20 protein-coding genes are annotated in these 26906 nt (G+C 34.0%); 8 read left to right on the top strand and 12 right to left on the bottom strand.

Features of this window, described 5'->3' with window-relative positions; translation table 11 throughout:
• Nucleotides 1–4: 4 nt before the first annotated feature.
• Both DU428_RS00095 and DU428_RS13360 read right to left on the bottom strand, forming a co-directional pair.
• Nucleotides 5–1984: a urocanate hydratase gene (locus DU428_RS00095; protein WP_113965516.1), complete on the bottom strand. Its 1980-nt coding sequence runs from the start codon at nucleotides 1982–1984 to the stop codon at nucleotides 5–7.
• A gap of 50 nt (nucleotides 1985–2034) precedes the next feature.
• The gene (locus tag DU428_RS13360; protein ID WP_165839136.1) at nucleotides 2035–2196 is read right to left on the bottom strand and encodes a DUF5522 domain-containing protein; all 162 of its coding nucleotides are present in this window, start codon (nucleotides 2194–2196) and stop codon (nucleotides 2035–2037) included.
• A gap of 137 nt (nucleotides 2197–2333) precedes the next feature.
• Here DU428_RS13360 and DU428_RS00090 point away from each other — a divergent pair, with 137 nt between their 5' ends.
• Nucleotides 2334–2657, top strand: a complete 324-nt coding sequence (locus DU428_RS00090) for a hypothetical protein (protein ID WP_113965515.1) — start codon at nucleotides 2334–2336, stop codon at nucleotides 2655–2657.
• Here DU428_RS00090 and DU428_RS00085 read toward each other — a convergent pair.
• Nucleotides 2654–8044 carry a GEVED domain-containing protein gene (locus tag DU428_RS00085; RefSeq protein ID WP_113965514.1) on the bottom strand — a complete coding sequence of 1797 codons (5391 nt, stop codon included), beginning with the start codon at nucleotides 8042–8044 and terminating at the stop codon, nucleotides 2654–2656. The genes DU428_RS00090 and DU428_RS00085 overlap by 4 nt on opposite strands.
• A 342-nt stretch (nucleotides 8045–8386) precedes the next feature.
• Between DU428_RS00085 and DU428_RS00080 the strand changes: the two genes are divergently transcribed.
• The 3 genes from DU428_RS00080 to hemL are packed head-to-tail and all read left to right on the top strand — an operon-like array spanning nucleotide 8387 to nucleotide 11430.
• Nucleotides 8387–9322, top strand: coding sequence for a 1-aminocyclopropane-1-carboxylate deaminase/D-cysteine desulfhydrase (locus DU428_RS00080; RefSeq protein WP_113965513.1), 936 nt, complete (start codon nucleotides 8387–8389; stop codon nucleotides 9320–9322).
• Between the two features lie 5 nt (nucleotides 9323–9327).
• Nucleotides 9328–10137, top strand: coding sequence for a glucosaminidase domain-containing protein (locus DU428_RS00075; RefSeq protein WP_072348945.1), 810 nt, complete (start codon nucleotides 9328–9330; stop codon nucleotides 10135–10137).
• Between the two features lie 6 nt (nucleotides 10138–10143).
• On the top strand, nucleotides 10144–11430 hold the full coding sequence (gene hemL / locus DU428_RS00070; RefSeq protein ID WP_113965512.1) for a glutamate-1-semialdehyde 2,1-aminomutase: 1287 nt from the start codon (nucleotides 10144–10146) through the stop codon (nucleotides 11428–11430).
• Between the two features lie 64 nt (nucleotides 11431–11494).
• On the opposite strand, the gene DU428_RS00065 is transcribed toward hemL, so the two are convergent.
• A complete protein-coding gene (locus DU428_RS00065; protein ID WP_113965511.1) occupies nucleotides 11495–11962 on the bottom strand; it encodes a hypothetical protein in 468 nt (155 codons plus the stop codon).
• Nucleotides 11963–12102: 140 nt separating this feature from the next.
• Complete coding sequence (locus DU428_RS00060) at nucleotides 12103–12642, bottom strand: collagen-like protein (protein ID WP_123796476.1); 540 nt, start codon at nucleotides 12640–12642, stop codon at nucleotides 12103–12105.
• Nucleotides 12643–12743: 101 nt separating this feature from the next.
• Here DU428_RS00060 and DU428_RS00055 point away from each other — a divergent pair, with 101 nt between their 5' ends.
• Nucleotides 12744–14384, top strand: a complete 1641-nt coding sequence (locus tag DU428_RS00055; protein WP_113965509.1) for a dipeptidyl-peptidase 3 family protein — start codon at nucleotides 12744–12746, stop codon at nucleotides 14382–14384.
• An 84-nt stretch (nucleotides 14385–14468) separates the two neighbouring features.
• Here the strand turns inward: DU428_RS00055 and DU428_RS00050 are convergent, their stop codons facing one another.
• The 3 genes from DU428_RS00050 to lysS all read right to left on the bottom strand — a co-directional run bounded on the left by DU428_RS00050 (nucleotide 14469) and on the right by lysS (nucleotide 18040).
• Nucleotides 14469–15626, bottom strand: a complete 1158-nt coding sequence (locus DU428_RS00050) for a M28 family metallopeptidase (protein WP_113965508.1) — start codon at nucleotides 15624–15626, stop codon at nucleotides 14469–14471.
• A gap of 62 nt (nucleotides 15627–15688) precedes the next feature.
• Nucleotides 15689–16219, bottom strand: coding sequence for a YceI family protein (locus DU428_RS00045; RefSeq protein WP_072348806.1), 531 nt, complete (start codon nucleotides 16217–16219; stop codon nucleotides 15689–15691).
• 126 nt (nucleotides 16220–16345) lie between these two features.
• Nucleotides 16346–18040 (bottom strand): lysine--tRNA ligase, encoded by a 1695-nt coding sequence (lysS, locus tag DU428_RS00040; protein ID WP_072348808.1) that lies wholly within the window; start codon nucleotides 18038–18040, stop codon nucleotides 16346–16348.
• Nucleotides 18041–18199: 159 nt separating this feature from the next.
• On the opposite strand from lysS, the gene DU428_RS00035 reads away from it, so the two are divergent.
• Both DU428_RS00035 and lipB read left to right on the top strand, forming a co-directional pair.
• Nucleotides 18200–18358, top strand: coding sequence for a YqaE/Pmp3 family membrane protein (locus DU428_RS00035; RefSeq protein WP_072348810.1), 159 nt, complete (start codon nucleotides 18200–18202; stop codon nucleotides 18356–18358).
• 39 nt (nucleotides 18359–18397) lie between these two features.
• Nucleotides 18398–19114, top strand: coding sequence for a lipoyl(octanoyl) transferase LipB (gene lipB / locus DU428_RS00030; RefSeq protein WP_113965507.1), 717 nt, complete (start codon nucleotides 18398–18400; stop codon nucleotides 19112–19114).
• Between the two features lie 14 nt (nucleotides 19115–19128).
• Here lipB and DU428_RS00025 read toward each other — a convergent pair whose 3' ends face one another.
• The 4 genes from DU428_RS00025 to DU428_RS00010 all read right to left on the bottom strand — a co-directional run bounded on the left by DU428_RS00025 (nucleotide 19129) and on the right by DU428_RS00010 (nucleotide 24360).
• Nucleotides 19129–20103, bottom strand: coding sequence for a bile acid:sodium symporter family protein (locus DU428_RS00025; RefSeq protein WP_113965506.1), 975 nt, complete (start codon nucleotides 20101–20103; stop codon nucleotides 19129–19131).
• Between the two features lies 1 nt (nucleotide 20104).
• On the bottom strand, nucleotides 20105–21154 hold the full coding sequence (locus DU428_RS00020; protein WP_113965505.1) for a nucleoid-associated protein: 1050 nt from the start codon (nucleotides 21152–21154) through the stop codon (nucleotides 20105–20107).
• 114 nt (nucleotides 21155–21268) lie between these two features.
• Complete coding sequence (locus DU428_RS00015) at nucleotides 21269–23701, bottom strand: ribonuclease HII (RefSeq protein ID WP_072348818.1); 2433 nt, start codon at nucleotides 23699–23701, stop codon at nucleotides 21269–21271.
• A gap of 59 nt (nucleotides 23702–23760) precedes the next feature.
• Nucleotides 23761–24360, bottom strand: a complete 600-nt coding sequence (locus tag DU428_RS00010) for a ribonuclease HII (protein WP_072348820.1) — start codon at nucleotides 24358–24360, stop codon at nucleotides 23761–23763.
• A 161-nt stretch (nucleotides 24361–24521) separates the two neighbouring features.
• Here DU428_RS00010 and DU428_RS00005 point away from each other — a divergent pair, with 161 nt between their 5' ends.
• Nucleotides 24522–26504, top strand: a complete 1983-nt coding sequence (locus tag DU428_RS00005) for a putative porin (protein ID WP_072348823.1) — start codon at nucleotides 24522–24524, stop codon at nucleotides 26502–26504.
• Nucleotides 26505–26906: the final 402 nt, after the last annotated feature.

Genomic DNA, 26906 nt, shown 5'->3' with positions numbered 1-26906 from the left:
ATTTCTAATTCAGTAAAGCATCGTCTACATGATTAGGAAGTGTAACTTTTAAATTAGGTTCTACCTCCATAGCACGTTTAATTGCAAATTCTGCTCCTGGATTTCTAGCCCAACTTCTTCTTGAAATTCCGTTGTTTACATCCCAGAACAGCATGGCATTTAGTCGTTTAGATGCTTCTATACTACCATCAAGAACCATACCAAATCCGCCGTTAATTACTTCTCCCCAGCCAACGCCTCCACCATTGTGAATGCTTACCCAGGTAGCACCTCTAAAACTATCTCCAATAACATTATGTATCGCCATATCTGCTGTAAATCGAGATCCGTCATAGATATTACTAGTCTCTCTATAAGGAGAGTCTGTTCCTGAAACATCATGGTGGTCACGTCCTAAAACCACATAGCCAATTTCTCCTTTTGCAATAGCATCATTAAATGCTTGTGCTATTTTCATACGTCCCTCGGCATCTGCATATAAGATTCTAGCTTGAGAACCAACTACTAGTTTGTTTTCTTGCGCTCCTTTAATCCACTGAATATTATCCGCCATTTGTTGTTGAATCTCTTCTGGAGAGTTCTTCTTAATTTCTTCTAAAACCTTACAAGCAATAGCATCTGTTTTTTCTAAGTCTTCTGGTTTTCCACTAGCACATACCCAACGGAAAGGTCCGAAACCATAATCGAAACACATTGGTCCCATAATATCTTGTACATAACTAGGGTATTTAAAGTCAATACCATTTTCTGCCATGATATCTGCACCAGCTCTAGAAGCTTCTAATAGGAATGCGTTTCCGTAATCAAAGAAGTAGGTTCCTTTTGCAGTGTGTTTATTGATTGCTGCTGCGTGACGACGTAAGGTTTCCTGAACTTTTTCTTTAAATAGTTTCGGATTGTTAGCCATCATTTCGTTTGCTTCTTCAAAAGAAATTCCAACAGGATAGTATCCTCCAGCCCATGGATTGTGAAGTGAAGTTTGGTCACTTCCTAAATCGATATGAATGTTTTCTTGATCAAATTTTTCCCAAACATCCACTACGTTTCCTAAATAAGCGATAGAGATGGTTTCTTTTTCTTCTTTAGCTTTATTTACTCTCGCAACTAGTTCGTCTAAGTCTGTGATTTTTTCGTCAATCCATCCTTGATCAAATCGTACCTGCGTTATTTTCGGATTTACCTCTGCGCAAACGGTAATACAACCTGCTATATTACCAGCTTTTGGTTGTGCTCCAGACATTCCTCCTAATCCTGAGGTTACAAAAAGGTTTCCTTTTGGTTCTTTTTTAATTTTTCTAAATCCGTTTAAAACGGTAATAGTAGTACCGTGAACAATTCCTTGCGGACCAATATACATATAACTACCTGCCGTCATTTGTCCGTATTGTGTAACTCCTAATGCATTAAATTTTTCCCAGTCATCAGGCTTAGAATAATTAGGTATCATCATTCCGTTGGTAACAACAACTCTTGGAGCGTCTTTATGACTAGGGAATAGCCCCATTGGGTGACCAGAGTACATAACTAGGGTTTGCTCATCATTCATTTCTGCTAGGTACTTCATGGTAAGTCGGTACTGTGCCCAGTTTGAAAAAACACCACCATTCCCTCCGTAGGTGATAAGCTCATGTGGATGTTGCGCAACAGCATAATCTAAATTGTTTTGAATCATTAGCATGATTGCTGCTGCCTGTTTAGATTTTGCAGGATATTCCTCTATCGGTCTAGCGTACATTTTATAATCTGGACGTAGACGATACATGTAGATTCTTCCGTAGGTTTCTAATTCGTTTTTAAACTCTGGAAGTAATTCTGCATGGTGTTTTTTGTCGAAATAGCGCAATGCATTTCTAAGGGCTAATTTTTTTTCTTCCGCAGATAATATTTCTTTGCGTTTTGGTGCATGGTTTATAGATGCATCGTACGCTTTTGCTTTTGGTAAATTATCTGGAATTCCTTCTAATATTTGCTCTTTAAATGTCATTTTTTAGTGGTTTGTTTTTCCGTTAATTTTTCGGAATGTGATATTATTATCTATTTTCTAGAGTTCGTTTTTTTATTATAACCGTAAGGACAATGTCTGCAACCGCTTTCGCAACAATAGCCCCTTTTTAAGTGATATTGCTCTGTGAAGCATTTATAACCTTCTGGTGTTAGGTAGTAATCTCCTTCTTCTATTGGAATAATTTTCTTCATGTTTTTTCTTATACCTAAATGTAATAGGACAAATATAATGTAAATTAGAATAAATACCTGTTTACAAATTCCTTGGTTTTTAGGGGAGATTTCTAAGAAAACACGAAGTTTGGAAGGGTTTTTGAAAGTACTATTTTATGATTTTTATCTCAAAATATATAGTTCCTAAAGGATATACCGGAGTGGCTTTGTTTCCGTTTGTGTTTTTAAAGTACATAGCTTTAAAGAATGACGAGGTATTAATTAATCATGAGAAAATTCACTTAAGACAGCAGTTAGAATTACTAGTACTTCCTTTTTATATCCTTTATTTTACCGAATTTTTATATAGATGCTTGCAATATAGAAGCAGGTCTAAAGCTTATAGAAATATTTCTTTTGAACGCGAGGCTTATACAAATGAAAAAGACCTCAATTATTTAAAATCGAGGTCTTTTTACAGTTTTTTAAAATATTACTAGCGTTTTAAAACTACTTTTTGTGATTTTTGAGCTCCGTTGCTTAAAGTAACTTTTACAATATAAGTTCCAACTGCATAGCTGTAGTTGTTTATGCTGAAGTTTGTAGAATTAATATTATTATGATTTTCAAGCGTTCTACCTAATAAGTCATATACGCTTACACGTTGTATCGTGCTTTTAGATTTTATTTCTATCGAATTATTATTAGGAGTATAAATTTCTAACCCCGAAGCAAGGTTATGATTTTCGATGCTTAATGTCTCGTTTGTATATCGTAAAATGAATCTATCGTTATAGGTTCCTGCATCTATGTTTAAGCTATAAGGAGAGACTCTTAAGTCGTGAATGATACCTGTGTAAGTATCTTCTAAAAAGATGTCTTGGAAAGTGTTTTCAAACAAACCGTCCATAGTGTTAATAGCAATAGTATAGTTTCCTGCTTGCGGAATTACAACCCCTAGAGGTACCGTGTCTGAATCTTCAAACGGAAGCGCTTTTCCTTGAATGGCCATTTTCTCATCTTCAATAATAGAGTAGAAGCGCGTGCTTGTTTCACTTAATTCGATACCATCGTAAAGTTTATCAATACCATCAGTAGCATTTTCAATATACCCTACCAAAATTGAATTAGCACGATTGTTTGGAGCGATTAAATCTAGCCATATTCTGTGTTTTTCTAAAGCATTTCTATTTGTTAGTACAGGATCTATTTGGGATGTTCTGAAAAATTGTGAATTATCATAAGGGAACAGGTTTGTAGGCATGGAATTATTATAACGCATGCTATTATTGAATGTTACCATAGAAGGTGAACTTGCATTGTGATCCATGAGTACAAAAAATGCTTGACCAGCGGCAATATTCCCACTAAACCCAGCAGGGTTCGAGCCAGTACTATTGTAACCAATATAGTCGTTTTTATTATAGTTGTACACATAGTCACCATAAAAAGGATCTTCTATGGTGCTTGGTGCAGTGGCATGAGTCCATACATACACGGTTCCATAAATAGCAGGTGTGTTTGGGTCTGGTGTATCGCTTAATATACCTCCGTTTACTGCTATAAATAAATCGGCAGAGATAGAAGAAGGATATGGGTTTCCTATTAAATTCCAATTGTCGTCTAATTCTGTTGCATCTGTATCCCCAGCACCAGCATAATCTGCTCCAGTATAACCACCATGCATGATAGGAATTTGAAGCCTTCCATTTCTTGGTACTCCTGTAAACTCCACGGTATTGGCTGCTGCTACACCTTCAGGGTTTGTGCCAGTAACTCCGCGAATAATATAGCCTTTAGCTGCTTCCATAATTTCAGTAGTAGCTTGCCAATTTCCATACATGGTAGCAGTAGTTGGTAGCCATTTGTATATTCTGTTTGATCCTGGAGATACAGCTGTTACTGCAAAATTTTCAACTGGAGAAGACCAATACACGTAATCTTGAGGTGTTAGGTTGTTAACTACCCGTTGCATCTGTATGTTACCCGCATTGGTAATGCCTGTATTGGTTACTTGTATCAGGTTAGAGTTATTTCTTAAAATCAATTTACCATCTACGGTAATATCATCTGTTATAATCAAGCCGGCGTCTGGTAATAGCTCTAAATACCCATTGGTTTCTACCAATAAGGTTTTTCCTAAACCTACGCTAGTAGCTGAGGCCACAACAAGTGGAGAGCGATTAGAAGTCGTTGCTACATCTGGAATAACAACACAGTCTTGGTTGGTAGGTACTCCCGTTGGAGTCCAGTTTTCACTGGTAAACCAATCTGTACTTGCCGAGCCGTTCCATACTTTTTTGTTGGCGGTTACAACAATATCATCTGTAAGCATGACAGGCCCACTACACAATGTATACTGTGAAACGGCAAAATAGGTGTCTTCTGAATTGACATTTAAAGTGATGCCTGTTCCTATAGGGATTCCACCTACACCGCCATTGCTAGCTGAATACCAAGTAACAGAATCAGGATTGATTTTAGCGCCATTAGGTGTAAATCGCCAAGCTTCATTAAAGGTTTCCCAATTAGGATCTAGGCCATTTCTGCATGGTGCAACCGTGTATTCATTAGCCGGGTTGCTAGGGCTGCTGTCTGTATTGGCACCTTGAATACCCACAATAGCATTTCCGTTATTCCAAGGGGAAATATTATTGTTGTCGATACGTTTTTCTTGTATAAATACTTCAATAATGTTTGTGGTTTCATGCAAAACAATCATTCCTGTATAAAGTATCGAGTTGTCGCTAAACATAGGGATGTTGTTCCAAGAAACTTGAAATTGTCTGCATGGAGCAGCGCCTACTATTCGACTTCTAATTGGCTGTCCGGCTAAACCTGAAGGATCTATGTCATGATAAACACCATAGATTGTTTGTTCGAATAAGGCTCCGGCAGTACTAGGTAGGTTTTCATTAAATGAATATCCACTAGAGCTGCCAGGATTTATTGCGCTATTAAATGTTATCATACCGTTTGCTCCAATAAGGGTTTGTGTATAGGTGTTGTTGTAGTAACAAAAAGGAAACTCTAAATTGGTCTTGTTGTCAGCCCAATAATCGTCTGTTGTAACCGTTTGACTTCCGGTAGAGTAGCTAAAGTCGTAAATTGGTGCGGGATTTGGATAGCTTATTTTTTCAACTTTATAGCTTGAGGTTTCATGTAAATTTGAATTCACCTTTAAGGTAACAGTAGGAAATTCACAACTTATATTTGCTTGTGGGTCAGACACAAAAGGATTGGCAGTAAAAGGGTCATTTCCTTGTACATCTATAATTGTTGGGCATGTTGTTGGTGTGAAAACAGTATCTGAACAGCCAGTTGCAAACAGAGTAGTTAGCCAGTAACCTTGATCTGTAGCATTACAGTTTCCTCTAACAAACACATAATAGGTTGTGCCTGGTGTTAATCCTGTTAAAGATATTGTAGTTCCGGTGGTTGTACCGGATATATCGCCAGCAGGAGTGGATGTTGTATTGTCTGTTGAAATAATATAATCATATCCATTTCCTGGTTGTGGTGAAGGATGTGTCCAGCTAATTGTAGCTGTCGTAGTGGTGTTAGATTCGGCTGTTAAGGTTTGTGGGTTGGCTGTACAGTTTAATGGGGTTACATTTAAAGTGTAATCGTGTGTTTCACTACGATCATCATAGCCACATGGGCTAACATCTGGAGAGCTCCAATCTGTACGGATACGCATTCTGTAAGAGCCAGCAGGGGCTGTGTTTGGGACGATAAAACTCCCGTTTATTATATTTGCATATGCAGACGAGTCAAAAACTTTTTCATTAGCATCATCAAAATCTAAATCGTTATTCCAATCTACCCAGATATTCATTTGGTAACTTTCTGTACTTCCGTGTGTGGCTGTAAAGTTGATAGTCCCGCCATTAATTTGAGTTATATTATGTGAGCTTGTAAAGTCGCCATAGCCGTTTGGTGAAAACCCAGAAGCTGTATGATTGATATTTGTTGAGGCGCCTGAAGTTGTAAAGTCATCTATAAAGTCTAATGTATTTGTAGATGAAGGGATGCAGTAGGTAGGTAAAACTGTAGTTGCATTTCCATTTAAAGAGGTGTTGCTGTACATTGGTCCACTTGAACATTCATCGTTATTAAATGCATACACATAAAAATAATATGTGGTGGTCTGTGTTAAGCCTGTTGCTGTAAAATTAGTGTCATTATCAGTATCAACTACCGTATAGGCTCCAAACGTTTGACCGTTTGTGTAGGTTGTTCCGTTTGCGATTGTGGGTGGTGTTGCGGATAAGCTTCTAATCACTAAATAATTATTAGCTGTTGGTACAGAAGCGTTGAATGAACCGGCAATTGAGTCATCTGTAACCGTTCCAAAAGTTATAGGTCCTGTCGGTGTATTAGGTGTGGTGCATGGGGGGGGGGTTCCAATACAGATATCAAAATTTGTGGTTGCTCCAGAGCTTGCAGACCATGAATATACTTGAACATAATAGGTGGTTCCAATTGTTAGTCCTGTAGTTGTACTGTTATTGGGGTCTGAACAAGTAAGAGCTGTGGTTGATCCCGTACAAGGGTTGTTGGCATATACCGCATGGTATAAGTCTGTTGTGCTTCCGGTAACATTCAGTAAGTCGACCGTGTGCGCCGTGTTTGTAGCGACAAATGTGTACCATACGTCATCGTTTGGAATACCAGAGCAAGGGTTAACTCCAGAATTACTAGCGTTTAGTATGGTTCCAGCTGTCGTGGCAGTACAGCTATCATCAAGGTTAATTGTAAGGCTAATAGCTCCGGAGCATTCGTCATTCGCTGGCGGCGGAGGCGGGGTACCTATACAGAGATTGAATGTTGAATTGTGAGTTGCGTTGCTCCATGAATAAACTTGAACATAGTAGATTGCTCCTATTGTAAGCCCCCCAACAATACTCTCATTTGGATCGCTACAGGTACCTGTGATTAAGTTTAATGTAGCGCAATCACCGCTATAAACTGCATGATAAAGATCTGTGGTACTCCCAGAAATATTATTAAGGTTTATATGATGAACTGTAGATGTTGCCGTAAAGCTAAACCAAACATCATCATTAGGTGTGCCATTACAGGTAGTAGTTGCATTGGAGTTACTTGCGAACGCTAAGGTTCCTGAAGCCACGCTTCCACAATTTAGATCGGCATTTACTGGTGCTGCAATAGCATTACAAGGCTCGTCGTTTGAGGGAGGGGTAGCTACATTAGAAATTAATGAAATATTGTCGATAGCAATAGGTGGGTTTGTTCCTACGCTACCATCATTACTCCATTCGAAAACTAGTCTGAATGTAGTGCCTGCGTAGGATGCAGGAATAATTAGTGTGGTATTTATCCAATTGGTCTGTGCGCTATAGTTTGTGCCTATTTGAACTTTTCCTGTTGGAGCTGTTCCGGTGGAGGTTATTTTATTTCCATAAGTTGGGGTGTAGATAGTTGGTACTAACCAAACTTGCATTTTGTCAAAGGAACTTTCTCCACGACCTTTCCAATCAAAATTTAAAGTGATATTAGAATTGGAAGCAGGAATTGTAATTGTTCTGTATATATGTGAAACACTTGTAGTTCCAATGTCATACGTATGTGTAGGAGGATTTGCGTTCCTTGAGTCGGTAATATATGCAGCTCTTGCTCCTGTATGGCCAGTGGAACCTGAATCGCATACCCATTGATTTTCATTTGGATTTCCTGCTGTCGCAGTCCAACCATTGGCAGCAAATGTATTTCCGGTTTCAAAACCACCATCGCTAGTTGACGATATATGAGTTGTTTGTGAATAACCAATTACAGAAGCTAAAAGCAGAAATACTAAAGAAAAAGATTTAAAGGCGTGCTTGATACCATACTCCATAGTTAGGTTTAGGTAGGTTTGTTTCATTTGCTATTAAGTTAGTTATATAGCAAAGCCTTCTTGTTATAGATTTGGGAGTCTTAACAGAAATGAATTCGCTATTAATTTGTTGTTAAATATATGAAAATATAATAATGTATCATTTATCTTTTTTCAGGAAAATTATCATTTTTTGTTAAAACGAAGTGGAAAGCATAATAATCCTAGTTGTTTGTGCTGTTTTCGTTTGAAGAAATTGCAAATTAGATTATTGTTTGTAGGTGAAATTTATACCCATTTATTGTTAGTTTTATATCTCGTAGTGACTCCGTAGTGACCCCGTATGAAAGTCACTTAAAAATTTAGCATTTATTCTCGATACTGTCCTCTATGCAATTCGTATATTTGTCTAGATTATTTTTAACACTACTATACGTGATTACCCTACCAGATCAAGTAAATATTAGTTTGAACAGTCAGCTTTATTTAAAACCAGATTATTTAAATCATTCGTTTATATCTGGAAATAAGATTCGGAAACTAAAATGGAATATATTAGAGGCAAAAAAACTACAACAAACCACCTTATTAACTTTTGGAGGAGCTTTTTCTAATCATATAGCGGCAGTAGCTGCAGCAGGAAAAGAGTATGGTTTTAAAACTATAGGAGTTATAAGAGGGGAGGAGCTTCAGAAAAAAGTGAAACAAAATCCTACACTTTCCTTCGCTTCAGATTGTGGAATGCAATTTAAATTTGTTAGCAGAGAAGACTTCAGAAATAAACACAAAAATTATTTTATAGAATTATTAAAAGCTACTTACGGGGATTTTTATCTTATTCCTGAAGGGGGCACCAATAGTCTAGCTGTTCAGGGCTGTGAAGAAATTTTAGCCAAAGAAGACGCGCAATTCGATTTTATTTGCTGTCCGGTTGGAACAGGAGGAACCATTTCAGGAATAATCAATGCTAGTTTACATCACCAAAAGATTCTCGGATTTCCGGCGCTAAAAGGTGACTTTTTACAAGAAGAAATTAGTAAATTTACCAGCAAAACAAATTGGGAGCTTATTACCGATTATCATTTTGGTGGTTATGCCAAGGTGAATACCCATTTAATTAGCTTTATCAATCAGTTTAAGAAGGAAAAAAATATACCCTTAGATCCTATTTATACTGGAAAAATGCTGTTTGGAATTCAAGATTTAATGAAAAAAGGATTTTTTCCAGAACAAGCCAAAATATTAGCAATTCACACAGGAGGATTGCAAGGGATTGCAGGTATGAATAATGTATTAAAAAAGAAAAAATTGCCATGTATTCAATAATGAAAATGAAGAAAGTATTTGTTATATGCTTTTTATTGCTATTTGCTTTTAGTTGTGGTTCTAGTAAAAAAGTAGTTACTAAAAAAAGAACTACAAAAGACAGAACGGTTAAAGTAGATAGAACTCCAAAAGTATCTCCTAAAGAAGAAACTCCAAAAACAGATGAAGCTCCAGCTCATATTCCAGAAGTATATGCAAATCCTACAGAAGAATATATTGCCATATATAGCGATATAGCAAAAGACGAAATGCGTAAATATAAAATTCCTGCAAGTATCACTATTGCTCAGGGAATTTTAGAGTCTGGTTCTGGAAGAGGAAGACTTTCGGTAGAAGCAAATAATCACTTCGGAATTAAATGTCACGAATGGACAGGAGCTAGAATTTACCATGATGATGATGCTTTGCAGGAGTGCTTCAGAAAATATAATAACTCTAAATATTCTTTTAGAGATCATTCTTTATTCTTAACCGAAAGAAAACGATACAGTAAGTTATTCGAATTAGAACAAGACGATTATAAAGGATGGGCAAAAGAATTACGAGCAGCTGGTTATGCAACCGACAGAAAATATCCAGACAAGCTTATTAGTTTAATTGAGCGTTATCAATTATACAAATTAGATGCTGAGGTTTTAGGGAAGTCTTTAATCAATAATGATAAGCATACCGTTGCCAAAGGCGATACCTTATATTCTATTTCAAGAAAGTTTAATATTTCTGTAAAAGACCTTCAAGAATTAAACGGATTAGAAGGAACAGATATTCATATTGGTCAAGTACTTTTTGTAAAACCAATGCCAAAAGATTATTAATATATTATGAACTATACACGTAGTAGTGCATTATTTGCACAAGCAGAAAAAGTAATTCCTGGAGGTGTAAATTCCCCTGTTAGAGCTTTTAAAGCAGTAGGAGGAACTCCAATATTTATTAAAGAGGCTAAAGGAGCTTACTTAGTAGATGAAGACAATAATAAATATATAGACTATATAAATTCCTGGGGTCCTATGATTTTAGGGCACGCATATAAGCCGGTTGTAGATGCGGTTGTAGAGAAAACCAAAAAGGGAACTTCCTTTGGAACACCAACAGAAATTGAAACACAAATTGCAGAATTAGCAGTTTCTATGGTTCCAAATATAGATATGATTCGTTTTGTGAACTCAGGAACCGAAGCATGTATGAGTGCGGTTAGATTAGCAAGAGGTTATACCGGAAAAGATAAAATCATCAAATTTGCTGGTTGTTATCATGGGCATAGCGATTCGTTTTTAATTCAAGCGGGAAGCGGAGCCGTAACTTTTGGAGCTCCTAATAGTCCGGGAGTTACACAAGGAACAGCAAAAGATACTTTGCTTGCTAGATACAATGATATTGAAAATGTAAAGCAAATTATAGAAGCCAACAAAGGCGAAATAGCTTGTATTATTCTAGAGCCAGTTGCTGGTAATATGGGGTGTATTCCACCACAGAATGATTTTCTAAAGCAATTAAGAGAAGTATGTGATGCTAATGATATTCTTTTAATTTTTGATGAGGTTATGACAGGTTTCCGCCTTGCAAAAGGAGGAGCTCAAGAGCTTTTTAATATGAAAGCAGATATTGTTTGCTTCGGAAAAGTAATTGGTGGAGGTTTACCAGTTGGAGCATTTGCTGCAAATAAAGAAATTATGAGTCATTTAGCTCCTTTAGGTCCAGTATATCAAGCAGGAACTTTAAGTGGAAACCCATTAGCAATGGCTGCTGGATTAGCGATGCTACAGGAATTAAATAAAGATTCGGAAATTTATACTCGTTTAGAAGAAAAAACAGCTTATTTACATAACGGTATAGTAGAAGCTTTAACAAAAAATAATATTACTCACACTATAAATAGAGTGGGGTCAATGATTTCTGTTCATTTTGATGAAGGTGCTGTTGTAGATTTTGAAACAGCGGCTAAAGGTAATAACGAAACATTTAAAAAATTCTTCCATGGTATGTTAGATAATGGCGTTTATATAGCACCAAGTGCTTTTGAAACTTGGTTTATAACAGATGCTTTAAGCTATGAAGATTTAGATAAAACCATTGCAGCGGTAGATGCAGTTGCAAAAACCTTATAAATAAAAAAGCTCCTCAAGAAACTTCTTGAGGAGCTTTTTTTAATTAGACTAATTTCGAATCCGATTATTTCTGATGCTTTTTTAAGCTAGACTTATCTTCTCCTTTATGCATTCGTTTCTTTTTAGAAATCATTTTTCTTTTCCCTGCTTTATTTCTTTTCTCAGATTGAAGCTTTTCCCACTTTTCATATTGTTCCGCGCTTAAAATACTTTTCAACTTTTGCTTGGTTGCAATTTGAGCATCTAAACGATTGTTCTTCATTTTAAGAATTTCTTCCTTAGTAGGCTTTTCTTCAGCATTTTTTCTAAGCTTTCTAGTTTCCATTTCAGCTTTTCTAACTTTAGCATTTTCTAAATGAATTTTAGAAATTTCTTTTTGCTGTTCTTCGGTTAAATCTAAGGCTAAAACCATTTTTTTAGTTTGTAACTGGGCAAATTCTTCTGCCGATACATCTGCTTTCATTGCTTTTCGCTCTTGGGCAGATAGTTGAATACTTACAAAAGCTAATGTTACTATTATTAATTTCTTCATAACTATATTTTTTAATGTTTGTTATTTCTTTGACTTTGTAATTGGCTAATGGTTTAAAGCAAGAAACCTTTTTAACTCGCTATTAACGTTTCTGTTAGCGAGTATTCGACTGTGAAGTGTAGTCTGAAAGGCGTATTTTTTTAAAAGCGAATGACGTCTTCCTCAGTAGCTCCTATAGCTTTCATGACATTATCTATAGACTTGTCTGTGTCAGATAAACTTACTTCAGCAGGAATAATTAGCACTCTAAATATTTGATTTGTTACCATGTTTTGTGATACAGCATTCGCATCAAAATCTGGTTCTAAATAAATGGTATAATCCAACTGTGTAAAGTCGAAATTATAAAACATCAAACCTAAATCGGTAATAAAAGGTTGCGGTAATTGTCGCCAAACGTCTAGTCCGTTATCTACTTCCTCTAATCTATACACCAAAATCGCATCGTTATTATAAAGTTGAATGCCATGTGCAGAGAAGGTTTCTCTAAAAGAATAAGTATTCGTGTTTGGGTCTGGTGCTAAGTCAACGTCAATTTCAAAAACAGGAGCTTCAAATATAGAACCGTCAATACCGTCTTGTCCGTCATAACCGTTTGCTCCAGGAGGTCCTGCTGGTCCTTCGCAATTCATTATAAATAAGGTAAGGAATAAGCCGAGAAGTATATGATATTTTTTCATAAGTATAAATTTTAAATGATTAGTAATTATAGGCCATTTATAGTTTATAAGGTTGCTAACTATTTGGCTATCTTTGTAAAGATAACTAAAACACTAAGATAATGAAACGAATAGCAATCCTTTTAATGACAACAGTTTTTGCTTTTTCTTGTAAAGAGCAAGGGAAAAAAGTTCTTGTAACAGAAGATGTAAAACCTACGGAAATGCAACAGAATTTAAACAAGTATGTGCCAGTAAAACTATCGGCAGATTTAAGCTCTTTAACAGACAACGAACGAAAAATGCTTCCTCTTTTAATAGATGCGGCTAACAAAATGAACGATTTATTTTGGTATGAAGCTTATGGAGATAAAGATGCGTTATTAAATGGTATCACAGATGAAGACACAAAGAAGTTTGTAGAAATTAATTACGGACCATGGGACCGATTAAACGGAAACAAAGCCTTTGTAGATGGGGTAGGTGAAAAGCCAGACGGAGCAAATTTTTATCCAAAAAATATGACTAAAGAAGAGTTTGCTTCTGCCGAAATGGAAGATAAATCTAGTATTTATAATTTTGTTCGTAGAGATGAAAACGGAAAATTATATACCATTCCTTACCACGAGAAGTTTAAAACGGAAGTAAAAGAAGTTTCAGATTTATTATTAGAAGCTTCAAAACTTGCAGATGATGCAGGTTTAAAAAATTACCTTGAGTTACGTGCTGCCGCATTACTTAATGACGAGTATCAAGCAAGTGATTTGGCTTGGATGGATATGAAAACAAATACTTTGGATATTGTAATTGGCCCGATTGAAACTTATGAAGATCAACTTTTTGGAAATAAAGCTGCTCATGAGGGTTATGTACTTATTAAAGATCAAGAATGGAGCGAACGTTTAGCAAAATTTTCTGCCTATTTACCAGAATTACAAAAAGGACTTCCGGTAGATGCAGCGTATAAAAAAGAAACTCCTGGAACAGATAGCGATTTAAATGCATACGATGTGGTGTATTATGCAGGCGATTGTAATTCGGGAGGAAAAACAATTGCTATTAATTTACCAAATGACGAAGAAGTTCAACTGCAAAAAGGAACAAGAAGATTGCAGTTGAAGAACGCTATGCAGGCAAAATTCGATAAAATTGTGTTACCTATTTCAGATGTTTTAATTGATGAAAGTCAACGTAAACACGTAACTTTTGATGCATTTTTCGCAAACACTATGTTTCACGAAGTTGCTCACGGACTAGGAATTAAAAATACTATCAACGGAAAAGGAACTGTTCGTGAAGCATTAAAAGAACACGCAAGTGCTCTAGAAGAAGGAAAGGCAGATATTCTTGGTTTATATATGATTCAACAGTTGCATGCAAAAGGAGAATTGAAGGAAGATATAAAAGATAATATGGTGACTTTTATGGCTGGTATTTTTAGATCAGTACGTTTTGGAGCTTCTTCTGCTCACGGAAAAGCCAATATGATTCGCTTTAATTTCTTTAAAGAACAAGGTGCTTTTAGTCAAAATGAAGATGGTACTTTTAAAGTTAATTTTGATAAGATGGAAACTGCTATGAAAGATTTATCTAAGCTTATCTTGACGCTTCAAGGAAATGGAGATTATGATGGAGTAGCAAAATTAGTAGCTGAAAAAGGAATGATTTATGAAGAATTACAAGCTGATTTAGATAAATTAAGCTCTGCTAATATTCCAGTAGATGTCGTTTTTGAACAAGGAAAAGAGGTGCTAGGATTATAGAAGTATCCATTTTATAAAATAAAAAAGGCTTCCGAGTTATATAGGAAGCCTTTTTTTATTGATGATTCAATTTGAAATATCGTTCTAATTCAAAATTAATTTCTTTGTAATGCTAGTATGCTTGTTTTTTATAACGGCAATATATACGCCTTTTTGTAACTTTTTCAGATGAAGTCTTTCTAGGTTTTGTAAATTCGATTTACTAAAAACTTCTTTTCCTAATACGTCATAAATTTTTATACTGCTATTATTTAATGAAGCATTACTGCTTAAATATACGATTCCGTTACTACTAGGGTTTGGATACAATTTAAAAGTTTCCTTATCGTTTTGTGAAATGCTTAAAGTTTCTGAGCTAACTGCAAATTCTAATAATGCACCTAGAGAGCCTTTGGTTACTTCATATAAATAATTAGGATCCATGTTGGATAAAACATCTGAAGCAGTATGACTGTATTGAGATTCATTAGCTTCATATAAGCCTGTTATTACTTCTCCGTTATATTGAAAAGGAACATAATCGGATCCGTATGCATAGGATAATTGCGTTGTTAAATTAGAATACAATTCTATGCAATTCGCCAAAATACTCGTCATTGCAGATGAAGCACTATTGTTTCCGGTTGGAGAACTTCTGTCTTCTTCGCAAGTAATGCTATTGTTTGTTTGATTGCTTACACCGCCAACTTGATCGATATTAAATACCAATCTAATATCTAAATTTTGAGGAGATACCGTATTGTCAACGTAATACTGACTTCCTATAAGTCCGTCTTCTTCACCACTAAAATGAACGAATTTTATAGAGTATTCGGTATTTACATCTTTTAAAAGTCTTGCAAGCTCTAATAATAAAACGGTGCCACTTCCATTGTCATTTGTTCCTGGGCCATTTAAAGTGTCGTAATGTGCGTCTATAATTATATATGTGTTTGGATAAACGGTTCCAGTTTTTGTTACGATGATATTGTTGCTTGTACCTCTATTATATGAAAAGGGTTGTAGTTCAATGTCTGTATAACCCAAATTTTGATAACGAGAAGTAATCCAGTTTTCTGTATTTGTTAATGCAGTTGTACCCACTCTTTTAGTGCCGAAGTTTTCAAAACTTGTTAAATCGGCAAGAATATTTGAAGCAGAAACATTATCAACTACGCTTTGGTAATAGGTATTATGGTTTTGCGCATAAGATGTTATGCTAATAAAAAAAAGAAAAAAGTATTTTGTGATAAAAGGTTTCATGGAGGGAATTTTTCGCTAAAGTAGAATAAAGTTTTAAAGAAGAAAAGGGAATAGAAACCTAATTATTCTATAACACATGTTATGGTTACTGAAGCTTCTCTGCCTACACGAAAGGTTCCAAAATCAAGACCTATATCATAATCAAACCTATTGATAGTAAGGTTTCCTGTAAAAATATTATTTTCAAAAGTAAAAGGAATTTCTACTTCTTTTGTAACTCCGTGAATGCTTAAGTTTCCTATAGTAGTATATCCTGATGCCGATTTTACTACCTGTTTAGATTGGAAACAAATTTTAGGGTATGTTTCTGTTTCAAAAAAATCAGGACTACGTAAGTGATTGTCTCTTTTGTTGTTGCTTGTGTTTATTGTTTCAGCATCTATACAGATTTGAAAGTTTGCGTTTTCTATTGCCTTGCTATCAAAATTAAAATCACCTTGCATTCCAGTAAAAGTCCCTTTTACTTTAAAGAATACGCCTCCGGAAATGTGAAAGTTTACAATGGACTTTTGCTGATTGATAGTTTGTTGAGCGTAGGCTGAAGTTATATTGGTAAGAAGCAATATCGTTAATATATATAGTATCTTTTTCATAGCTTCAGTTATTTAATTCCGTATTAAGTTACGATATTTTCAGCAGTTAATTAGAATAAAAAAAAGGAACTACGTTCTGTAGTTCCTTTTTGGTATATAGATTTCCGCGAAAGCAGAAATAATAATTTATACTATTTCAACAAATAAGCCTTCGTCTGTTTTCTCTACTTTAGCTAGATTGTTTTTAGTAAGTTCTTTTATGGTTTTATCCCATTTCTTATTACTTAAACCAGATTTAGATTTTAAATCTGTAAGCTCTAATTTTTCAGCGTCTTTTAAGATTTTTAAAACTTCTTTTGCTTCATCACTAATAGCTAAAGCTTTTTTCTCCGGACGCATTTGCGGGAAGAATAATACCTCTTGAATACTTTGGTTGTTGGTTAAGTACATAAGTAATCTGTCCATACCAATCCCCATTCCGGATGTAGGAGGCATTCCGTACTCTAAAGCACGTAAGAAGTCATGATCTATAAACTCTGTAGCTTCGTCATCTCCTTTTTGAGCAAGTTTCAACTGGTCTTCAAAACGCTCACGTTGATCAATAGGGTCGTTAAGTTCAGAATAAGCATTCGCTATTTCTTTACCACAAACCATTAATTCAAAACGCTCTGTTAAATCAGGATTGTCACGGTGCTCTTTACACAACGGACTCATTTCTTTTGGGTAGTTTGTAATGAAAGTTGGTTGTATATAGTTTCCTTCACATTTTTCACCAAAAATTTCATCAATCAATTTCCCTTTCCCCATCGTATCGTCTACTTCAATACCCATAGATTTAGCAGCTTCACGAATATCATCTTCACTTTTACTAGTGATATCAAATCCTGTGAAATGCTTGATAGAGTCGGCCATGGTTACTCTAGCATAAGGAGCTTTAAAATCTACTTCATGTTCTCCAAAAGTAACCTTTGTAGTTCCGTTTACTGCAATAGCACAATGTTCTAACAATTTCTCACAGAAATCCATCATCCAGTTGTAGTCTTTGTAAGCTACATAAACTTCCATGGCAGTGAATTCTGGATTATGTGTTCTGTCCATTCCTTCATTTCTGAAGTTTTTAGAAAACTCATAAACTCCATCAAATCCACCAACAATTAAACGTTTTAGATAAAGCTCATTAGCAATTCGCATGTATAAAGGAATATCTAAACTGTTGTGGTGTGTTATAAATGGTCTAGCAGCTGCTCCTCCAGGAATAGGTTGTAAAATTGGAGTTTCTACTTCATAATAACCCGCTTCGTTAAAGAAGTTACGCATTGCGTTAAAAAGTTTTGTTCTCTTAATGAAAACCTCTTTTACTTTTGGGTTTACTACTAAATCTGCATAACGTTGTCTGTAACGTAATTCTGGATCGTTAAAAGCATCATGTAAATTACCATCTGCATCTTCTTTTGGTAATGGTAATGGTTTTAAAGATTTACTTAATAAAGTGAAGTCTGTTACACGTACACTTTTTTGACCAACTTTAGTGGTGAATAAATCTCCTTCTATACCAATAAAATCACCTATATCTAGTAATTTTTTATATATGTCGTTGTATTTGCTTTTGTCTTCACCTGGACATATTTCATCTCTATTAAAGTATACTTGAATTCTACCTTCACTATCTTGTAGTTCGGCAAAACTAGCATTACCTTGAATACGTCTTGACATTAAACGCCCAGCTATTTTAACTTTATCGCCTTCTTTAAAATTCTTCTTTATTTCACCTGTAAGGTGGGTTAAAGGATATAAATCTGCAGGATAAGGATTAATGCCTAAATTTCTTAATTTGGCTAACTTATCTCTTCGTACTAATTCTTGTTCAGATAATTGAGACATTTAATTTGTATTTTGTTTTAAAGAATCAGCAAAGATAATGCTTTGTAACAAATTAGAAGAAACAACGTCTAATAATTGTCATTAATCAAATCAATCTTTACTTCCTTTGTGGTTATATAGTTACGATAGAAGTTTAGAAGTATCATTAAAATATATTATATGAGTTTTTGGAGAGTACTACTTTCAATCATTTGTCCGCCTTTAGCTGTTTTAGATAGAGGATGCGGTTCTATCTTAATTGTTTTTATTTTATGGCTTTGTGGTTGGGTGCCAGGAGTTATAGCTGCACTAGTAATTTTGAATAATCCTAAGCAATAAAAAACGTATATTTGCAGAGTATTAAATACCATAATTGCTTTGAACAAAACAATAGAATTACAGGATTTAGGATTAAAAGATTATAAGGAAACTTGGGATTACCAAGAGTCTTTATTTCAATCTATAGTAGATGCAAAAATCAAGAATAGGAGAGAGGAGTCAACTACTCCAACAAAAAACTACTTCTTATTGGTAGAGCATCCACACGTTTATACTTTAGGAAAAAGTGGAGATATGTCTAATTTATTAATAAACGAAGAGCAACTTACAGAAAAAGGAGCTAGTTTTTATAAGGTAAATAGAGGAGGAGATATCACTTATCACGGACCAGGACAAATTGTTGGTTACCCAATTTTAGATCTTGATAATTTCTTTACAGATATACATAAATATCTTCGTTTGTTAGAAGAAATGATTATTCTTACCCTTGCGGAATACGGAGTAGAAGCCGAGCGTAGCCCTGGTGAAACTGGTGTTTGGCTTGATGTAGGAACACCATTTGCTAGAAAAATATGCGCAATGGGTGTGCGTGCTTCTCGTTGGGTAACCATGCACGGATTTGCATTAAATGTAAATGCCGACTTAGGTTATTTTGATAATATGATTCCTTGTGGTATTCGCGGAAAAGCAGTTACTTCTTTAAATGTTGAATTAGGTAAAAAAGAAGTAAATGAAGAAGAAGTAAAAGAAAAACTTCTGAAGCATTTTACAGCACTTTTTGAAGCAGAATTCAAATTGAAGACAGAAGCACTTTAGGTTTCTTTTTTAGTCTATTCAAGAATATTTTCTCTTTTAGCTAAACGAGTAGCTATAATGCTCACAATGAAAATTTGTGCAGCATGAAAAACCATTAGCGGAAGTAAAATAAAGCCAATAGACATGCTGCTTGGAAATAAAATGTCAGCGAAAACAGTTCCGTGAACTAGAGACTTTTTAGTTCCGCAGAATTGTGCCGTTATTTTATCTTCTGAATTAAAATGTAATTTCTTAGAAATAAATCCAGTTATAAAATATACCATATAGAATAAAGCAATTACTATCGCGAAAAGTAATAGTAAATCGGTAGCTTTTACTGAACCGAAAAGATCTTCAGCAAAAGATTCTGCAAAGCTTTTATAAATAATAAGTAGTATAATAGACTTGTCAAATAAAGTAAGCTGCTTACTATATTTTAAAGCGAACTTCCCCCAAAACCTCTGTAAAATAATCCCTAAAATAACAGGAAGTAAAATTTGTGTAATAAGGGAAATATAAATGGATTGTATATTGTAGTCTGTAGTAGATTGTTTTAAAAACAAACCGATCCATAATGGTGTAACTACAATGCCAATTAATCCGGAAATACTTGCGTTAAAAATTGCGGCAGGAATATTTCCTTTTGCAATAGAAACCATAACTACTGATGAGGAAACTGTAGATGGAAGTGCAGCCAAAAATAAAAAGGAAAGCCAAAGTGTTTGAGTAGCCTCAGTATTTATTAATGGTTTAAAAGCAATTACAAGAAGAGGAAAAAACAAAAAAGTAGTGAGCTGAACCAAAAGATGTAGCTTCCAGTTTTTTAATCCGCTTCTAATTTTATCCGGACTTAACTTCAATCCGTAGAAAAAGAAAATTAACGAAATCCCAATAGAGCCAATAGTATCGAAAGGGATAGTGCTTTCTTTGCTTCCTAAAGAAGGAAACAAGTAAGCGACAACTATTACGATAAGGATGGCTATTACGAACTTGTCAATTTTAAATCTCATATTATCCTTCTACATTAAAGAACACTTTATAATAATGCATTTTTTTGTCTTCATCATAACCACGCTCTAGATATTCGGTGGAAGCATCTGGTGCATCAATATCTAGTTTGATTTGTATGTTGGTGTCTAGTTTAATTTCGGTTTTAAACTTTTTCTTTTCTTTTTTAACAACAGCTTCAGCTACATCAAATTGATTTCTAATTAAAACATTCTGTTCTCCTTCAAAAGTTTTCTTATAGTCTTCAAAAGCGACTTTTTGTTTTTCTTCTTCAAAAACTTCATCTATAAAACGTTCTACATTTACTATTTCATTTTCTTTAAAATGATCAATTGTTTTTGCTAAAAAAGTATTTCTTTCTTGTTCCCCGTAAGAGGTTTTAATAATTTCTTCTGAAAATTCTTTACAAAGTTCCAGGTAGTTCTGTGTGTGATTATTTGCATCGTCTGCAAACTTGATATTTAAGAAATGACTTGTCCAATATTGTGCATCGTAATTATTGTTGTCTGCACTTAAAACGATTCGTCCTTCCATATCGTTTTGGTTTAAAATCAAGCATCCTTTATCTACTTTTTTAGAACTGATTCCTTTTTGAACCAATACATCGTAATTGTCATTTTCTAAAAAGGTTTGAAAGAAGTTTATTTTGTTTTCAATTTTAAAAATACCAAGAGCATTTGTGGTCATTTCCTTGTGTTCAATTCCTTCAAAAAGAACCACTAAAACGTCACCTGTTTTTATTTGTGAGGAGTTGGATTGCTCGTACAAATGCTTCACGATATTCTGAGAAGTTTCTACAAAAGCATCGTCATCATTAAAAATGGTGTCAGAGTAATTATTGATTTCGTTTAAACGAACATCGGCATGGTGGTTAAAGCGATAACTCTGCACCACACTACCAAAAGGTCTTAATAAAAAAGGCAGCATAAGGTCATAACTAGCCTCGTCAAAATCTACAGTTTTGTTAGAAAATGCGTTTTTTGTGCTGTTGTGTTTATTACCAACTTTGTGAATTATAAATTTTGATATAGATGCGTTTTTACGTGTAATCATAATGTAGAATTTAAGAATACAATACTAATCATTTTGCTAGGAATAGACATAAAAAAGCTGAAGCATTTTACTTCAGCTTTTCCTATTTAGGTTCTTAGATTGCTTTTAATTTTATTAATTTATCTGATATATTAAAACCGAATTACTTTCACCTTTTGTTACAAACTCTAAGTTTCTGTCTTTGTCTAAATTATCTAGTTCTATTGCAGAAGTACCGTAAACAGGGAAGTTATTTTGAAGTTCGGCATTGCTGTCAAATAAATAAACTTTTTGCGACTGTAAATCGGTTACTGAAACATAAATCTTGTTATTTAAATAGAATAACTTCGGAATATCATAATTACCAAAATCTAACTCTAAGGTTTTATTTTTAATAGTTAGTTTATTATCCGTTTGTGCTACCAAAGTTCTGCTAGTGGTAACTAAATGGTGCTTATTGCCAAGGTTTAAGTTTTGGCTAGCGCTAGACCCCTTGGTTGTAATACTTACAAGTTTTCCGTCCTTTGTGGTGGTTGTAAACTTATCGTTATATAAGTATACAGCTTGCTTGGAGTACTCATACTTGTCTTTTATAGGGACTCTTATTTTTCCAACTCTATCCAGAATATAAAGTTTATTGTCTGTTTTTATGGTTAAATAATCTTTGCTGCCAATTCTAAAGTGCTGCGGTTGGTGGTTGATAGCGCTTTCAGCAGAATTAAATTTGAAGCCTTTTACTGTTTTTCCTTTGGCATCGTACATAAGTACGTTTTTACCTTGTGTTACTAATAAGCGGTATTTTTTATTATTGTCATACTCAAAAACCGAAAGTGGTTGCGTAATAGCATCTTTGAAATTCAAAGGAAACGGAGCGACTTCCTTTCCGTTTCTATCTAAAACATATACTTTATTGGAAGTAGCAAAAGCAAGCTGCAATCTTCCGTTTTTATACATGTCTATTTGTTGTATTTGACCAAGAACTGCACCCGGAAGCTGTTTTTTCCAAAGTACTTTTCCTTTGTTTGAAATCATGTATAGGTTGTTTTTAATATCTTGAACTATGATTTCTTTTTGATTTGTAATATGGTTTTTTACTAATTGCGGGTTGATTAATAAATCTGCATCTAATTTGATGTTGTATAATTCGGTAATAGAATTTTCTCTAGCTCTTGTTTTGTTCTTTTTAATTATAATATTCACGTGAGCGAAATTGTTATCGTATACAAATTGAAATGCCGAAGCTTTGTATGAGTCTAGTCTTATATCGAACTCTTCTCCTAAATTCTTTTGAATATGATTTTCTAATGTAGGGTTATTGGTGACTATTAATAATGAGGAAGCGTCTGTTAAGTGGACGGTGGTGTCTTGGTAATAATCTCTTTCACCATAAGTAGTTTTATTCTGGTAGTTTGCAATAATGTTTTCTAAAGTTTCTTTATTGTTAGCAAACACGAAAAAGTCATCTATATTAACGTAATAATTAGCTTTACTAGAAGTTATAAATGGCGAAAAAGTTTTATTAAATAATGCAGTTTCACTAAAATCAAAAATTTCAATTTGTCTATAGGTGTCCGCTAAGTTTTGCTCATTTAATAAAGCGTCTTTTGTGGCAATAGCGTCTAAAGAGTTTAAAACTACTGCTTGGTTATTTCCTTCGTAAATAACTCCAACTTCAATAATATTATCAAAAAGGGAGCTGCTAGTTTCAGAAGAATCTTGTCTGTGTAGTTTTAGATTTTTATTAAAAACAGCAAAATCATCAAAAGTAAAACTCATAAAGCCATCGCTATTACTAGGAGCGATATTGGCTGTTTTATTAACCTTAGCTACACTGTTTTTAAAAACATTAATTAGACTTTTAGTAGAGTCTGTTGCTTTAGTGATACCGCTTAAAATGAAATTATCCTGACTTATATCTGCATCTACAAGTGTATTATTGGTGAATGATTTAAACGGAATGGAATCCTTAATAAATATAGATTGTGCAGGTTTTTGTTCTTTGTTATTTATAAGAATAGAAAAAGCTTTGGTATCATCGGTGGTTCTTAAGATGCTTTTTAAATCTTCGTTTTTATTTTTGGTAGTAAGTGATTTTTCTAAAATATGTTTACTGGAAGAAGCTATAAATATACTGTCTTTAAAAGTGTTGTAGGTGATGTTCTTTTCAATCTCAGTTTTGTTAATAGATATCTTTTGAAACGGATAGCTTTCAACTTTAATATTTGGAAGGGAATCGACTGCAAATAAATCTGCCGTTTGTTTAGTGATTATCGTATAATGTAAGTTGTTTTGTTCGTCATAATTAAAACAAAGTAAAAGCAGATTGGTAGTATTTAAGTGTTTTAGGTTCTCTAATTTTTCACTTAGATTTTCGTAAGTTTTACTTTTAGAAAGTTCATTTAAAAAGTCACTATTATTTAAATTGCTCTTTAAACTTTCTAAATTATGAATAGGAATTATTACGGAAGCATTTTCTGGAATATAATCTGTTGGGTTTACATGTTTATTAGCATTATTACAGCTACTAAGTAAAATTAAAAATAAAAGAAGGTTCCAAATTTTTTTCATGCATGTAAGAATTTGTACAAATATAAGAAGTACATTCAAGTATTAATAGTTTATAAATTTTATATGTCTAGTTGTATTTGATCCGGAAGTAATCTAAATGTTTTTCGGTGGTATTTGGTGATGCCGTACTTTTTAATTGCCTCTCGATGTTCTTTGGTTGGATAACCCTTATTCTTTTTCCAATTATACATTGGGAATTCTTCATGAATCTTATTCATATACGCATCTCTATAGTTCTTTGCTAAAATAGAAGCTGCAGCAATACTAAGATATTTCCCGTCTCCTTTTATAATCGTTTCATGTGGAATGTCCTTGTATGGTTTGAATTTATTGCCATCTACAATAATAAATTCTGGAGTTTGCCTTAATGCTTCAATGGATTGATGCATGGCTAAAATGGAAGCATTAAGAATATTGATCTCATCTATTTTATCCTGAAAAACGTGTGCAATGCCAAAGTGTAGTGCTTCTGTTTCAATAATAGGCTTTAAGACTTCTCGCTTTTTCTCGCTTAGTTGCTTGGAGTCGTTAAGAATATTGTTTGTAAAATCGCATGGCAAAATTACAGCAGCAGCAGTCACAGGTCCGGCCAAACAGCCTCTGCCAGCTTCATCTGTTCCGCATTCCATTTTTAATTCCGAATAATTTAATTTCAGCATTTATGTTAATCTTAATATTAAGGAGTAATTATAAATCGTATAATTGTAATTATACCTATAAGATATTTTCTATTTTTGTCACCTTAAACACCAAAGCTTTAGTAGAGGCTTACAAAAATTAATAATCTGCTTTAGGCAGTTGCAAGGTCTAAAAAATAATTATGAAGCAAAAAATTCTTATATTCTTTTTGTTAAGTGTTTTTCATTTTGGGTACTCACAAGTTTCGCCAAAGCAAGAATTACAAAAAAGACCTTCGCAAAACAATAATCAAAACAATATTTTAAACGACAGTTTATCATCTAGTTTCGGTAGAGACAGAAGTAATAATGTTGTTAAAAATGAAGATGCTAAAATTACCGACTATCTAATAATTTCTCATAAAAGAGATTCGGTACATTTAGATACTACGCTTACTATAAAAAAAGAGTATAAATTTAATTACTTACGAAAAGATAACTTCGAGTTGTTACAATTTGCCAATGTGGGGCAAACCTATAATTCACTAGCTTATCAATTTGCAAACAATAAGCTTATGCCTCTTTTTGGTGCAAGAGCAAGGCACTTCAACTTTATGGAAGTAGAGGATATTAATTACTATCGTGTGCCAACCCCGTTAACCGATTTGTATTATAAAACAGCCTTTACACAAGGGCAACAATTAGACGCTTTATTAACGGTAAATACATCGCCACAACTAAATTTCTCTATTGCTTATAAAGGAATGCGTTCCATTGGTAAATACCAACACCAACTCACAAGTACAGGGAATTTCAGATTCACAACTTCATATAATACCAAAAATAACCGCTACATAGCCAATGCGCATTTTGTAGCACAGGATTTAATGAATGAAGAAAATGGCGGATTAAAAGATAGTAACCTAATCTATTTTGAAAATGGAGATCCAGAATTTAAAGATAGGGGAGTTCTTGAAGTGAATTTTGAAGATGCCGAGAGTATATTAAAAGGAAAACGTTTTCGTTTAGATCACCTATATTATATAGTACAGCAAAAGGATTCGCTCTCAAACAACAATCTAAGTCTAGGTCATATTATTTCATTCGAAGACAAATTTTTTCAATTCGACCAAGTTAGTGAAAATAGTTATTTTGGTGAATCATTTAAACCAAGAGATATAAGTAAAAGAGTAACGCTAGAAAACCTATACAACGAACTGAATCTAAGATACACCAACAAAACTCTTGGAAACTTTCAGTTTAATGTAAATCATAACGATTTTAATTATGGCTATGATAATGTATTGGTGTTAAACGGAAACAAAATTACAAACCGATTAAAAGGGAACGTTTTTGGAGTAGGAGCTTCTTATGCTAAAACTATAAACAAATTTGAGTTACAAGGAGAGTTAGGAGTAAACATTTCTGGAGATTTCGACGGAAACTATCTTACGGCTAAAGCCGCATACGCAATAAGTAATGATATAAAACTTAGTGCTAAGATTAACTCTAGTTCAAAAGCAGCTAATTATAACTTCCTTTTATATCAACACGATTATAAAAACTATAACTGGCAGAATAATTTCAATAACACCAAAACCCAAGATCTAGAGTTTCAATTACAATCAAACAAGTTTGTAAATTTAACCCTAAATTTTACTTCCATTAGCGACCATATGTTTTTTGCTAAAAGTGAATTCGATGGTATGGTAAAGCCATTTCAAAACACCAATACTATAAACTACTTAAAGCTTAAAGTAGAAAAAGATATTAGATATAAAAATCTAGGATTGTATAATACGGTAATGTATCAAAATGTTCAGGACGATGCGCAAACTTTAAATGTGCCACAGTTTGTAACCCGAAACACCTTATACTATTCCAACCATTTCTTTAAAAACGCACTGTTTCTACAAACAGGAGTTACATTCAATTACTTTACTAAGTATTATATGAATGCTTACGATCCTGTTTTGGCAGAATTCTACACGCAAACCGAAAAAAAATACGGAGCATTCCCTAGAATGGATTTCTTTATAAATGCAAAAATTCGCCAAACCAGAATCTACTTAAAAGCAGAACACTTAAATTCAGCATGGACAGGCTATAATTATTACTCAGCACCAAACCACCCATACAGAGATTTCGCAGTTCGCTTCGGAGTAGTATGGAATTTCTTTATGTAATTTCTTGGGCGTTCCTTTACTTAACTTTTTAGGAGTTAAGTAAAGTCAGGCTATCCGCTATATCTTTTGGCTACTTTTTTTAATAATCATATTCATACTATATTATAGTATACATATAATAAGGAGAAACATTTTTCATTTAAACCTAGCCAAAAGGATGCCGCTTCTATCCTTAACGCAGATAAACCAACAACAAAACACCAAACTACTACCACTAATTTCTAATCCCTATTACCTAATTCCTGTTTCCTAATCCAAACAATTACTCACTAACAAAAAATAATCAACTCATAACCCCTTAAAAATAAGGTTATAAAAAGCGGTTAAAAAATAATTAAGAAATTAATATAAAAAAGTCATTGTTGTATTAAAAAAGGTATCTATATTTGCACCCCGCTACGG

It is taken from the genome of Oceanihabitans sediminis, from assembly GCF_003337215.1.
GTDB classification, from domain to species: Bacteria; Bacteroidota; Bacteroidia; order Flavobacteriales; family Flavobacteriaceae; genus Oceanihabitans; species Oceanihabitans sediminis.
The sequence above is the reverse complement of the archived record's forward strand: the minus strand, read 5'-3'. Positions and strand labels throughout refer to the sequence as shown.